Below are 13041 nucleotides of genomic sequence, written 5' to 3' on the forward strand. Positions count from 1 at the left end.
CTTGCAAAAGCAGAGGCCGACAGCTTAGCCCATGCCCTGCTTGGCGGCGGCCAAGGCCAGATCCAAATAGCCTTTCAGCCGCTTGTCTTGAATATCGTCCAGACTGCGCAGCTTGAGGTGGCGTCTGAGCTTGCCCGCGCCTTCCAGCAGACCCCAGGCATCGTCAATATCGGCCCCATGGCCGAACTCGACGGAGACATGCTCTTTGTAGGCGAAGACGCCGCAGAACTGCACACCGGCGCTGAACAAGATCCCGCCGTACTTGAGCTCTTCGCTGCAGGGTTTGAAGTCTTTGTGACTCAGCAAAAGCTCACGCACGGCCTGCACGATTTGATAGCGCTCTTCGCTCAACAGCCGGATGTCTTGCAGCAGGGCGTCGACGGATTTATTGGGCATGGCAATCGCTCCTCAAAAGGGTTGGCTGCGATGCTATTCGCAAGCGTGCTCAATCCTGTCAGCAGACCCTCATCAAGCCTTGCTCCGAGCTTGTCGGCTCGCACAAAAAGCAATGCCTCGCTGGAGAACGAGGCATTGCGAGAGAGGAGTTTTCAGCCCCCCTCGGAAGCATTGGTTTTATTGGGCGCATTCATGAAGTTTGTTCGATAGTCTTGCCTCCCGGGGAAACGGCTCGGCTCGGCGAGCCCATGTGATGGAGCGGCGCTTGGTGCCCAAGCGTTCGACGAAGAATTCCGCCGCAAACAGCCGGGGTCGTCTGGCCTACGCTTTGAACGCATCGCTGCCCTGAAAATCCTCGCAATGCCTTCGGGTGTGGTTTGGATTTGCGCCAGACCCTGAGGGTCTGGCCTTCGTCGGATTCAGCCTTGCTCTGCATCCAAAATCCTCTCGCCATCCTCCCCCTCACTTTCTTCAGACAAATTCTTAGGTTCTGCGTAGACCGGCAGGGTCGGTGTGGGGTGAATTGACGGTCGTGATGCCAAAGGCTGCGGCACTTAGCCCGATCAGCCTGCGGATGATTTGCGGACGGATGTGCTCACTCGTGGTCTTGTCGTTCATGGCTTTCGATTCCCTTGGCCGATGGCATGTACGCAAGATTAGGGCGCGAGCGTCACGCCGGGAACAAAGCCTTGTTCATATCCATAGCCGGTATTTGCACTAGGGTTTGCCTCGGCTGGGCGCGACCTATGATGGCGCGCGCAGACTTCTGGTTCCTATCCTTTTTTCCAAATGAGGTGTTGTTCATGACTCAGCCCAAGACTTCGCTCGCCCTCGCAGCTGCGCTGCTATTCAGTGCCTGGGGTGCCGCCTCGGCCGCGTCGCCCAAGCCTGTCTTGGCGGACACGATTTATCTGGGCGGCGACATCGTCACCATCAATGAGTTGCAGCCCGAAGCCCAGGCGGTGGCGGTGCGCCAGGGCCGCATCCTCAAGGTCGGTGATCGCGATGAGCTGCTCAAGCTCAAAGGCCCCAAGACCCGGCTGGTGGACCTCAAGGGTCAGGTCTTGCTGCCTGGCTTTATTGATGGCCACGGGCATATCGCCAATGTGGGCTTCCAGGCGGCCTCGGCCAATTTGCTGCCCGCACCCGATGGCGCGGTGAACAACATCCCCAGCTTGCTGAAGACCTTGCGCGATGCCAAGCCCAATGCCATCACGCAGAAAATGGGCTTCATCATCGGATTCGGTTATGACGACTCGCAGCTGGCCGAGCAGCGCCATCCTACGCGGGACGAGTTGGATCAGGTTTCCAAGGACGTGCCGGTGCTGGTCATTCACCAGAGCGGCCATCTGGGCGCGGTCAATAGCAAGGCCCTGGAATTGCTCAAGATCGACGCGAACAGCAAGAACCCGCCCGGCGGCACCATACGCCGCCGCGAGGGCTCGCAAGAGCCCAACGGTGTGTTGGAAGAAAACGCCTTGTTCACCCTGCTCTTTCCCTTGCAGAGCAAGCTCGGCGAGACCGAGAACGAGGCCATGATCAAGGCCGGACAAGATCTGTATCTGCGCTTTGGCTACACCACCGCACAAGAAGGCCGTGCCTCCGCGCCCACCATCAAGACATTCACCCAGCTGGCGAAAAAAGGCGGCCTGCTGGTCGATGTGGTGGCCTATGCCGATATGGCCACGGCCGAGTCTTCTATGGACAGCCCCTGGACCTCGCGCGCCTACCAAGGCCACTTCCGCGTGGGCGGGGTCAAGCTCAATCTGGACGGCTCACCGCAGGGCAAGACGGCCTGGCTCAGCAAGCCCTATTACAAAGTGCCCGAAGGCCAGTCGGCCGACTATGCCGGCTACCCCAGTTACAAGAACGATAGCGATGTGGACGCCCTGGTGGAGCGTGCCTTCAGCAAGGGCTGGCAGGTGCTGGCCCATGTGAACGGCGATGCGGCCATTGATCAATACATCGCTGCCGTGCGCAAGGCCGAGGCCAAGCTGGGCCGGGCCGATCGCCGCGCGGTGGCGATTCATGCGCAGACGGCGCGTTTTGATCAGGTGCAGGCCTTTCACGACCTGGCCATCATGCCCAGCTTCTTCCCCATGCACACTTTTTACTGGGGCGATTGGCACCGCGACTCGGTGCTGGGCAATGAGCGGGCACAGAACATCTCGCCCACCGGCTGGGCGCTGGAGCGCGGCATGATCTTCAGCTCGCATCACGACGCGCCGGTGGCCTTGCCCAGCTCCATCCGCGTGCTCTCGGCCACGGTCAACCGCAGCACCCGCACGGGCCAGGTCTTGGGTGCCGATCAACGGGTTACGCCCCTGGTGGGGCTGAAGGCCCTGACCCTGTGGGCGGCGTATCAATACTTCGAGGAGAAGGACAAAGGCTCCATCGAGGTTGGCAAGCTGGCGGACTTCACCCTGCTGGACAAAAATCCCTTGAAGATTCCGCGTGAGCAACTCGCCAACCTAACGGTGACCGGCGCGATCAAACAGGATCGCCAGGTCTACACCCTGGGCAGCCAGACCCAGGCGAGCGGCAGCTGCCTGGCCTCGGACGCCTGCCTGGCCGCCGCGGCGCGCAGCCTGACGCTGGCGGGGCTGGTGCATGGGCATGCAGAAGACAGCCATGTCGCCAGTGCGATAGAACCATAGGCTCTGCTCCTGGCATGCTGGTCTGCTGGCCCCGTTTCCCTGTGCTAACAAATTTGGAAGCCTTTATGAGCCTACTCACTTCCCAGGACTTCTCCCCGCAAATCCTCGCCTTGTTCGACAAGTTTGTGCATGGCGATGTCAGCCGCCGCGCGTTTCTGGATCAAGCCAAAACCCATCTGGGCAGCGCGGCCGCAGCGGCGGCTACCTTGTCGGCCTTGAGCCCGCGCTTTGCCGTGGCCCAACAGGTCAGGCCTGATGACAAGCGGATTGAGACGCGCTGGCAAGAGTTTGATTCGCCGGCCGGCAACGGCAAGGTGAGGGGTTTGCTGGCCAAGCCTGCCAATGCAAAAGGCAAGCTGCCCGTCGTCCTGGTCGTGCATGAGAACCGGGGCCTGAACCCGCATATCGAGGACATCACGCGCCGCCTGGCCCTCGATGGTTTCCTGGCCTTCGCGCCGGACGCCTTGTTCACCCTGGGTGGCTACCCGGGTGACGAGGACAAGGCTCGCGAGCTCTTCCCCAAGCTGGATGCCGCCAAGACCCGCGCCGATTTTGTCGCCTCGGCCAAGGCCTTGCAAAGCCTGCCCGAGGGCAATGGGCGTGTCGGCGTGGTGGGCTTTTGTTTCGGAGGTGGTGTTGCTAACTACTTGGCCACGCAGATCCCCGATCTGGCCGCCGCCGTGCCTTTTTACGGCGGCCAGCCGCCGGTGGAAGAAGTGGCCAAGATCAAAGCGCCCCTGCTGATCCACTATGCGGGCCAGGACGAGCGCATCAACGCTGCTTGGCCCAAGTACGAGCAGGCCTTGAAAGCGGCCGGCGTCAGCTACGAGGCATTCGTCTACGAGGGCACTCAGCACGGCTTCAACAACGACACGACGCCGCGCTTTGATGCCAAGGCGGCCGCATTGGCTTGGCAGCGGACAGTGGAATTTTTGAGGGCGAAGCTGGGCTAAAGCGCGGGTCGGCGAGAGCCAGTCGCGCGCCATGCCTGGGCCTCTTGCGGAAAGACAGCATGCTTGGGCTCGAAAGTGCCAGGTCTTGCCAGTGCAAACATGAGTGTGAATATTGCGTGATTGAGCCGGAATCGGCCCGCAGTTTCCTACTCGCAATGCGACACTGCCGCCCATGCAACGAGTGCTTTTTACCCTTTTACTTTTCCTCGGTTCGGGCCTGGCGGGCTGCAATCATCGGGGCGCTGATTCAACCGGTTCCGGCGGCCCCATCGAAACCAAGGTGATTGAGGAGCGCGCGGCGCCGCCTGAGGCTCGGCTGGCCTACGCGCATATCGCCGAGCTGGTCGCCCCAGAGGTGGAGCGGGAGCCGCTGCTGAGGGCCGGTCAACAGACCTGCCAGTCCATCGCTCAAAGCCAGCAATGCGTGCTGTTGGAGATGAGCGTGGCCACGGGCAAGGAGGCCACGGCCTCGCTCAAGATTCGCGCCACGGCCCAAGGCGTTCAGACCGTGCTGGAGCGCTTCAAGTCCCAGGGCAAGCTGACTTCTTTTTCGACTCATGCCGAAGATCTGGCCGCGCCTTTGTCGGATGGCGCCCGCAAGCTGGCCATGCTCAAGGACTACCGCGCCAAGCTCGAAGCCTTGAGCAATCGCGCCGCTGGCAATGTGGACGCCTTGATCAAGGTCAGCCACGAGCTGGCTCAGGTGCAGAGCGAGCTGGACGACGCCGCCACGGCGCAAGCGCGTTTGCAGCAAAGAGTGGATACACAAACCTTGCAGGTCTATATCCGCGATCCTGAGCTGCGCAGAGCGACAAGCCCGCTGCAACGCGCCTTCAGCGATTTTGGTGAAGACCTGTCACGCGGGCTCGCGGGTTTTGTGACGGCGCTAGCCTATCTGCTGCCTTGGCTCTTGGTCTTGGCGGGCTTGGTATGGGCGGTCTTGCGTTGGCGCAGGCGCAAGCAGTAAGAGCGATGGTTGCCCGCCTTGACTCATGGCTTGGCTTGCAGGCCGGAAGGACCTCCTTGCTCGTTGCGCCCAGGTGCTTGACGAGATCGGGGCCGCCTTCTGTGAGCAGTTGCGGGCCCACTTTGTAGGCGCAGGCTTCAGGGCCGAGTTGAAGGCATTCAAGCCGATGGCAAACTGCCAGGCGGTAAGCAATGTCATCTGACCTCCTACCGTTCCATGATCCTCTTGGCCGCTTGCACGAACAGCGCCCAGACCGATCTTTGCGCTCGGCAGGCATAGGCGAGGCCAATAAACTGAGCTCCAAGCGCGGATGTTTCACGAGGTCTTTCCTCACTGACTTGACTCATCGATGCCTACTGAGTTCTTGGCGTTCAAGAACAGTTCCAATTTGGGTCCAGGGCTTGCGCGGATTTGCGGGGCACCTGATTTGCTGCTTGGCTCTCAACTCCGCATTTGTGCAAAACCTCGCAAGCTTGAACTCGCAGCTATCCTTGGCATGAATTCGTGCGGCGCTCTTGCGGCGCGTGCTTGCTGCAGGAAAAGGACTTTTGATGAAACGCCTGACCATGTCGCTGGATGATGAGTTGGCCCATGCGTTTGAGCATTGGGTGCAAGAGCGCGGCTACGAGAACCGCTCCGAAGCCTTCCGCGACCTCTTACGCCAAGACCTGGGTGAGCGCCATATTGCCAAGCAGCCGCAAGGGCCTTGCGTCGCGGTCTTGAGTTACCTCTACGACCACCACCAACGCCAGCTGGCCCTGCGTTTGACCGAGATGCAGCATGCGCATCACGAGCTGACCGTGGCCACCACCCATGCCCATCTGGATCATCACCATTGCGTGGAGACCGTGATCCTGCGTGGCCGCAGCGATCAGGTGCAGGCCTTTGCGCAATCCGTCATGGCCCAGCCCGGCGTCAGTCATGGGAATTTGCATCTGGTGCCAGTGGCTGCTGGGCACGCCCATGGCCATGACCATCCGGCGCCCGCCAAGCTCAAGAAACTCGGTAAGACGCCTGACAAGGTGGTTTCTCCGGCGAAAGGGAAGTAAGGCCTGATTTCTAGGCCGCACTGGGAGTTTGTATGCCAATGTGAGGGTGTGCCGCAAACTTCTGGGCTCAGCAGCAACCCTGGGTTGGCGGCCTGTGGGCGGCCAGCCTGGCTGGTTTCGGGCTCCTTGTTGATCGGGCATGATTCTTGTATGAGGAAATTTGTTTTCGTCATACGGTCATGAACCTCAGTTACAAAGACTGTCTCGGTCAAGGCGCTTCATGAACTTCAATCACTCCACCAAACTTCCCAAGCCAGCGCTTTCGCGCTTTGCGATTGCCTCCGCTTTGCTGTTTGGCGCCACGACGCTGCAGGCTCAACAAAAAAGCGGGCAGGAGCTGAGCAAAGCGCAACTGCTGGCCGCAGCAAGCGTGCTGGACAAGGTCGAGGTCAGCGGCCGCCACTACGACAACGCGGTCGGCAGCTCGGACGCCGCCTCGCAAGGCGTGGTGCGGGCCGAGCTGTTGAAGAGCCGGCCCTTGCTGCGGCCGGGTGAGGTGCTGGAGACGGTGCCAGGTCTTGTCGTGACCCAGCACTCGGGCGATGGCAAGGCCAATCAGTACTTTTTGCGCGGCTTCAATCTGGACCATGGCACCGACTTCGCCACCACCGTCGATGGCCTGCCGGTCAATATGCCCAGCCACGGCCATGGCCAGGGCTATTCGGACCTGAACTTTCTGATCCCCGAGTTGGTCGAGCGCATCGACTATCGCAAAGGGCCTTACTTTGCCGCCAATGGCGACTTTGCCGCCGCCGGTTCGGCCGATATGCGCTTGCTGCGTCGTCTCAGCGATCCCTTTGTGCAGCTGACGCTGGGTGGCCATGGCTATGGGCGTGGCCTGGCGGCGGGCTCGGCCGAGGTGGGTGCGGGTCTGCATTTGCTTGGCGCTGCGGAGCTGATGCGCAATGACGGCCCCTGGACGCTGAAAGAAGGCCTGCGCCGCAACAATGGCTTGCTCACCCTGAGCAGTGGCGACGCCCGCTCCGGCTGGGCGGCCACCCTGATGGCTTATGACGCGAAGTGGAATTCCACCGACCAAGTGCCCCTGCGTTTGATCGAGGCCGGCAGTTACGAGGGCAAGCCCTTTGGCCGCTTCGATGCCATCGACCCCACGGACGGCGGCGAGAGCCAGCGCAGCAGTGTTTCCCTGCAATGGCATGACAGTGACGCGCAAGGCGGCAGCACCCAGCTGGCGGCCTATGCCATGAACTACCGGCTCAAGCTCTTCTCCAACTTCACCTATGCCATGGAAAGGCCCGAGACCGGCGACCAGTTCTCACAGCAGGACAGACGCAATGTCTACGGCCTCTCGGCCAGCCGCGCCCTGCAACACAAGCTCGGGGGCCTGGATGCGCGCAGCGAGTTGGGCCTGCAGCTGCGGGTGGACGATGCCCGCGTGGGCCTGTATGACAGCCAAGCCCGCGCCCTGATCGCCACCACCCGCGAGGACGAGCTGCGCCAAAGCCTGGCCAGCCTCTATGCCCAGACGGGTGTCGAGTGGTCGCCCAAATTCCGTTCGGTGCTGGGCCTGCGCCTGGACCGCATGGACGCGCGGGTGAACAGCCTCACCGAACCGCTCAACTCCGGCCGGGCCGGCCAGACCTTGCTTTCACCCAAGCTCTCGCTGGTGTTTGGCCCTTGGTCCAAGACCGAGTTCTTCGTCAATGCCGGTCAAGGCTTTCATAGCAATGACGCACGCGGCATGACGGCCGCCGTCGACCCCAAAACCGGCGAGGCGCAAGAGCGGGTGCAGCCCTTGGTCAAGGCCATGGGTAGCGAGATCGGCATGCGCAGCGAATGGCTGCCGGGCCTGCAGAGTTCGCTGTCTCTGTGGCAGCTGAACTTCGATTCCGAGCTCACCTACACCGGCGATGCCGGCACCACCAGCGCCCAAGGCCCCAGCCGCCGCTGGGGTGTGGAGTGGAACAACCACTGGCTGCCCGCGCCCTGGCTGCAGCTGGACCTGGACCTGGCCTGGACGCACGCGCGCTTCAAGAACGATGAGAGCGACGACATCACGGTCGGCCGCTACATTCCCAACTCGGTCGATCAAGTCATCACCGGCACGGTGACGCTGAAGGACATCGGCCCCTGGTCCGCCAGCCTCACCGGCCGCTACATCGGTAGCGGGCCTTTGAGTGCCGACAACAGCATGCGCTCCGAAGCCTCTCTGATCGCCAATCTGCGCCTCACCCGCAAGCTGGGCGCCAAGATGGAGCTGAGCCTGGACGCGCTCAATCTCTTTGACCGCCGCTACAACGATATCGAGTACTTCTACGCCACCCAGCTCAAGAGTGAGACGGCGCCGGTGAACGACAAGGTCGTCCACCCGGGTGAGCCGCGCAGCCTGCGGCTGACGCTGAAGGCGCAGTTCTGATCAGAGCAACTCGTGCACAGCGCGTTTGCGCACACCCAACAGGGCTGCCGCATTGCTGGAGCTCATGCTGGGCGTGGGCCGGAAGCCATGCAGGGCCTGGCGATTGACGCGCACGCTGGTGGGGCGGCGGTCTTGCAGCAGGTCTAACCTCAACATGCTGCTGATCACCCGCGAGATGGTCTCGTGCGCCGAGTCGATCAGCGCTGCCATCTCGCGCAAGGCGGGCAGGGTACAGGCCTCGGGCGTGGTTTCGCCGCGGGTCAGCATCAGCAGCAAGGCCTTGATGCGCTCGCCCACCGGGCCGGTGCGCAGCTGCGCAAAATCGCGCTGCTGGCGCTGGCTTTGCGACAAGGCTTGCAGCAAGAGGGCGCTGCTTGCTGCGTCATCGGCCAGCGCCACCGGCTGCAAGCGGCAGGCGGTCAGGGCCCGCAATTGGGCGGGCAGGCCGTTTGGGCAAAGCGCCTCGATGCCCAGCAAGTCGCCGGGCAGGGCCAGGCCCTTGACCAAGTTCTCGCCTTCTTGCTGGGGGCAGTCCAGGCGCATGGCACCGCTGCGCAAACGCCACAGCCCGCCACCTGGCGGCAATGGGTAGGCCACCCCTGCTGGCACATAGACGGCTTGGCCGTCGCTCGAATCAAGATCGGTTGCAAAACTCATGAGGCCTCCGTCGGCCTGCAGCGCAGGCCCGTTTCTCAGTCAGTCAAACGTCGTTGCTACGGCATTCAGCAGACTGCGGGCGGCGCCCGAACGGCGGGTGAGGCCCAACTGCGGCTCAGGCCCGGCGCCGGGCCCGGCTCGGCCAGGGTAAGCCGCGTCGCGGCATCGAAGCGGGCGGGTGGCCCCGCGCCTGCGGGCGGCGGCAGGGCAAAGGAGGCGGCATGCGTCAGGCAGTAGTCGCAAGCCGCTTGATGCTTGACGACCCCGGGCGGCTCGGGAACCGAATCTGTATCGCCGGGTTCAAGCTGCACCCAGCGAGTCCCCTGGCTGGAGCAAACCTCGGCCCAGCTGCCATTGCTTGGGCTCGCTTGGGCCGCCAGCGCCTGCGATATCGAAGGCGCGAACGCGTTCATCAGCAGCGCCAGGATGGCCAGACTGATCAACCAGCGACGAAGCAGGAGCTTGGGCATACCGGGGCGAGAACGATCCACAGGAAATGAGGGCAGGCGGCTGAGTGTAGGCAGGCAAGCTTGCTTTGGCTTGATCTAGAGCAAAGCAAACATCGCTTTTTCGCGCCCAGGCCAAGGCGAGAAAACAGGTGCGTTGTGTAGCAATGTATATTTCGGTCCCGGTGCTGACTTCCGGCGACTTTCAGCAAGACCGTCCCACTCTTTTTAGGCCTGCCGCCGCCTCACAGGAAAGCACTCGTATGACTCTCGCCTCTCGGTTCAAGGCATTGCGCCACGGCGCTGTACTCATCTTGGCCACCATGGTGGCCGCGACCATGGGTTCCGCCCAGGCGGCGGAGCTGACGGTCTCGGCCGCCGCCAGCCTCAGCAACGCTTTCAAGGAGATGGCGCCTGCTTTTGAGGCCCAGCACCCGGGCACCAAACTCCTTTTCAACTTCGCCGCCTCCGACGCCTTGCTGGCGCAAATCGCGCGCGGGGCACCGGTCGATGTGTTGGCCACGGCCGATCAAGAGACCATGGACAAGGCCGAGCAGCAAAAGCTCCTCCAGTCCGGCAGCCGTCACAACTTCGTGGCCAACAGCCTGGTGCTGGTGAGCCCCCTGCAAGGCGGGCCGCAGGCCAAGAGCCTGGCAGACCTGGCCAGCCCCGAGTTCAAGCGCATCGCCCTGGGCAAGCCCGAGGGCGTGCCCGCCGGCCGCTATGCCAAGGCGGCGCTGGAGGCAGCCAAGCTCTGGGCCGCCGTCGAGCCCAAGGCCGTCTACGCCCAGAACGTGCGTCAGGCCCTGGACTATGTGGCGCGCGGCGAGGTGGAGGCGGGCTTTGTCTACGCGACCGATGCCGCGGTGCAGAAAGACAAGGTCAAGCTCCTGTTCAGCGTGCCAACGCAGACGCCCATCAGCTACCCGATTGCGGCCATGGCAGGCGGTGCCAACGCGGTGGATGCGCGCAAGTTCATCGCCTATGTCCTGTCACCTGCCGGTCAAGCCGTGCTGGCTCGCTACGGCTTCCAGCAACCCTGAGGTGGATTTGAGCCCCTCGCCCAGTCTCGCCTTGCTGAACGCAGGCGAGCCCAGTCGGTCCCCCGGGGGGACGGCGATGTTTGGCGGCTTGGCCGCCAAGCATCACCAGCGCGGGCCGGCTTGGGAGCGGCCCGGCGCTCGGCCCGCAATCCACGTTCTCGAAGTGGATCGCTGAACCGATGGACGCTGCCTGGGTTCCCCTGCTCCTGTCCCTGAAGGTGGCCGGCTGCGCCACCTTGCTCAATCTCTTTTTGGGCGTGGGCGCTGGTTTCGCCCTGGCCCGCTGGCGCTTCCCTGGCCGCGATTTGCTGGACGCCGTGCTGACCCTGCCCATGGTCTTGCCGCCCACCGTGCTGGGCTACTACCTGCTGGTGCTGATAGGCAAGCAGGGGCCGCTGGGGGCCTGGCTGTTCGATCACTTTGGCATACAGCTGATCTTCACCTGGCAGGGCGCGGTCATCGCCGCCACCCTGGTCGCCTTTCCCCTGGTGCTGAAGTCGGCGCGCGCCGCCTTTGAGGGTGTGGACCCGCAGCTGGAGCGGGCCGCCCGTGTGCTGGGCCTGGGCGAGTGGGCTGTTTTCTTCCGCGTCAGCCTGCCCATGGCTTGGCGCGGCATTCTGGCGGGGGTCTTGCTGGCCTTTGCCCGCGCCCTGGGCGAGTTTGGCGCCACGCTGATGGTGGCGGGCAGCATCCCGGGCCGTACGCAAACCCTGTCGGTGGCGGTCTACGAGGCGGTGCAGGCGGGGCAGGACGACACGGCCAACTTCCTGGTGCTGATCACCTCGCTGACCTGCATCCTGGTGCTGCTCTCGGCCGGGCGGCTGGCCCCTGCGAGGCCGCTGGCATGAGCGCAGTTTTTGATGTGCAAATTCAAAAGACGGTGCGCAGCGGCGCTCGTCGCTTTGAACTGGACGTGCGCTTCAAGACCGAGGCGCAGCGCACCGTCATCTACGGCCCCTCGGGCGCGGGCAAGAGCCTGACGCTGCAGGCGATTGCGGGTTTGCTCAAGCCAGATGCCGGCCAGATATTGGCGCAAGGCCAGACCTTGTTCGATGCCAAGCAGGGCCTGGAGGTGCCCAGCCGCAAGCGAGGCTTTGGCTATCTGTTTCAGGACTACGCCTTGTTCCCGCATCTGAATGTGCGGCAGAACATTGCCTTTGGCCTGCGGCGTGGCTGGCTCAATCCGCCTGCGGCCGTGGCCGAGCCCGAGGTGCAGCGTTGGTTGCAAGCCTTTGAGCTGGAGGCGGTGGCGGGGCAGCGGCCGCATGAGTTGTCCGGCGGCCAGCGGCAACGCACGGCCCTGGCCAGGGCCCTGGTCAACCAGCCGCGCGCCCTGCTGCTGGACGAACCCTTTGCCGCCCTCGACCCCGAGTTGCGCGGCCGCATGCGCGAGGAACTGCTGGCCCTGCTGGATCGCCTGCAAATCCCCATGCTGATGATCACGCATGACCCCGAGGACTTGGCCTGCTTCGGCCAGGCCAAGCTCTTGATCGCCGAGGGGCGCATCCAGTCATGAGCAGCGTGAGCAGCAGCAAGAAGAAAAGCAAACCCATGCAGCTGGGCGTCGCCGCCGAGCTGCGCCTGAGCCTGCAAGGCCAGGATCTGGCTGGTGCCAGGCAACTCGCCCTGCTGGCCGAGATCGCTCGCCTGGGCTCGTTGACGCACGCGGCCAAGGCCGTGGGCTATAGCTATAAAGGTGCCTGGAACGCGATCGAGCAGATGAGCAATCTGGCCGGTGAGCCCCTGCTGGACCGGGTGGCGGGCGGCAAGGGCGGGGGCTTCACCCGCCTCACCGAGCGCGGCGCCCAACTGCTGCGCAACTACGAGCTGATCCAGCAAGAGCACACGCGCTTTGTCGCGCGCCTCAATCAACAGTCCCAAGGCCTCAGCGCCGACTACGCCTTGATGGGGAGCATCGCCATGAAGACCAGCGCCCGCAACCAATTCGCCGGCACCATCACGGCCTTGCGCACCGGCGCCGTGAACGACGAAATTGAGCTGAGCATCATCGGCGGCCAAACCCTGGTGGCCACCGTTACGCGGGAAAGCTCGCAAGAGCTGGGGTTGGTTGTGGGGGCCAAGGCCTTTGCACTGGTCAAGGCCTCGTCGATTGTGTTGGTGGTGGACGGAGCCGAAGCTGAGGCGGGTGGCCTGCGCCTCTCGGCCCGCAATCAGCTGCGCGGCGTCGTGAGCCGATTGGTCGAGGGCGCGGTCAACAACGAGGTGGTACTGACCCTGCCCGGTGGCGGCACGGTGGCCGCCATCGTCAGCCAAGCAGGCGCTGAGGACTTGGGGCTGGCGGTGGGGGCCGAGGCGGTGGCGGTCTTCAATGCGGCCAGTGTCATTCTGGGTGTGTCGACCTAGGGCGGGTCGAGACCTGCGTGCTTCTTTGTTTCGCTGATCCAATCCAAAGCCTGAAGATGCACTGCGGGGTTTGCAAGTTCATGAAGCAAGGCATATTTTTTGGCTTCGAATGGTCCACATACGATGTGCAGC

Annotated in this window: 13 protein-coding genes; 9 read left to right on the forward strand and 4 right to left on the reverse strand. The window is 63.3% G+C overall.

What is annotated here, in order from left to right; all coding sequences use genetic code 11:
- Positions 1-24: 24 nt before the first annotated feature.
- Entirely contained in the window at positions 25-396 is a 372-nt protein-coding gene (locus DBR47_RS23875; RefSeq protein ID WP_124454901.1) for a DUF1801 domain-containing protein, read from the reverse strand.
- Between the two features lie 483 nt (positions 397-879).
- On the reverse strand, positions 880-1014 hold the full coding sequence (locus DBR47_RS25305) for a hypothetical protein (RefSeq protein WP_255420807.1): 135 nt from the start codon (positions 1012-1014) through the stop codon (positions 880-882).
- Between the two features lie 185 nt (positions 1015-1199).
- Here DBR47_RS25305 and DBR47_RS23880 point away from each other — a divergent pair, with 185 nt between their 5' ends.
- From DBR47_RS23880 to DBR47_RS23900, 5 genes are all read left to right on the forward strand, one after another.
- The gene (locus DBR47_RS23880; RefSeq protein ID WP_124454903.1) at positions 1200-3053 is read left to right on the forward strand and encodes an amidohydrolase; all 1854 of its coding nucleotides are present in this window, start codon (positions 1200-1202) and stop codon (positions 3051-3053) included.
- A gap of 65 nt (positions 3054-3118) precedes the next feature.
- Positions 3119-4006, forward strand: coding sequence for a dienelactone hydrolase family protein (locus tag DBR47_RS23885; protein WP_124454905.1), 888 nt, complete (start codon positions 3119-3121; stop codon positions 4004-4006).
- A gap of 172 nt (positions 4007-4178) precedes the next feature.
- A complete protein-coding gene (locus DBR47_RS23890; RefSeq protein WP_124454907.1) occupies positions 4179-4973 on the forward strand; it encodes a DUF4349 domain-containing protein in 795 nt (264 codons plus the stop codon).
- Between the two features lie 551 nt (positions 4974-5524).
- Entirely contained in the window at positions 5525-6022 is a 498-nt protein-coding gene (nikR, locus tag DBR47_RS23895) for a nickel-responsive transcriptional regulator NikR (RefSeq protein WP_124454908.1), read from the forward strand.
- A gap of 220 nt (positions 6023-6242) precedes the next feature.
- A complete protein-coding gene (locus tag DBR47_RS23900; RefSeq protein ID WP_124454910.1) occupies positions 6243-8399 on the forward strand; it encodes a TonB-dependent receptor in 2157 nt (718 codons plus the stop codon).
- Here the strand turns inward: DBR47_RS23900 and DBR47_RS23905 are convergent, their stop codons facing one another.
- The gene (locus DBR47_RS23905; RefSeq protein WP_124454912.1) at positions 8400-9056 is read right to left on the reverse strand and encodes a hypothetical protein; all 657 of its coding nucleotides are present in this window, start codon (positions 9054-9056) and stop codon (positions 8400-8402) included.
- Between the two features lie 65 nt (positions 9057-9121).
- On the reverse strand, positions 9122-9526 hold the full coding sequence (locus DBR47_RS23910) for a DUF2946 domain-containing protein (RefSeq protein ID WP_124454914.1): 405 nt from the start codon (positions 9524-9526) through the stop codon (positions 9122-9124).
- 239 nt (positions 9527-9765) lie between these two features.
- Between DBR47_RS23910 and modA the strand changes: the two genes are divergently transcribed.
- From modA to DBR47_RS23930, 4 genes are all read left to right on the forward strand, one after another.
- Entirely contained in the window at positions 9766-10545 is a 780-nt protein-coding gene (gene modA / locus DBR47_RS23915; protein ID WP_124454916.1) for a molybdate ABC transporter substrate-binding protein, read from the forward strand.
- Between the two features lie 179 nt (positions 10546-10724).
- Positions 10725-11393, forward strand: a complete 669-nt coding sequence (gene modB / locus DBR47_RS23920; protein ID WP_124454918.1) for a molybdate ABC transporter permease subunit — start codon at positions 10725-10727, stop codon at positions 11391-11393.
- Entirely contained in the window at positions 11390-12061 is a 672-nt protein-coding gene (locus DBR47_RS23925; RefSeq protein ID WP_124454920.1) for an ABC transporter ATP-binding protein, read from the forward strand. Before modB ends, DBR47_RS23925 begins: the two co-directional genes overlap by 4 nt.
- Positions 12058-12909, forward strand: coding sequence for a TOBE domain-containing protein (locus DBR47_RS23930; protein WP_124454922.1), 852 nt, complete (start codon positions 12058-12060; stop codon positions 12907-12909). The genes DBR47_RS23925 and DBR47_RS23930 overlap by 4 nt, the downstream gene beginning before the upstream one ends.
- Positions 12910-13041 lie beyond the last annotated feature (132 nt).

The sequence above is a fragment of the Paucibacter sp. KBW04 genome, from assembly GCF_003852425.1.
Classification (GTDB): domain Bacteria; phylum Pseudomonadota; class Gammaproteobacteria; order Burkholderiales; family Burkholderiaceae_C; genus Paucibacter_A.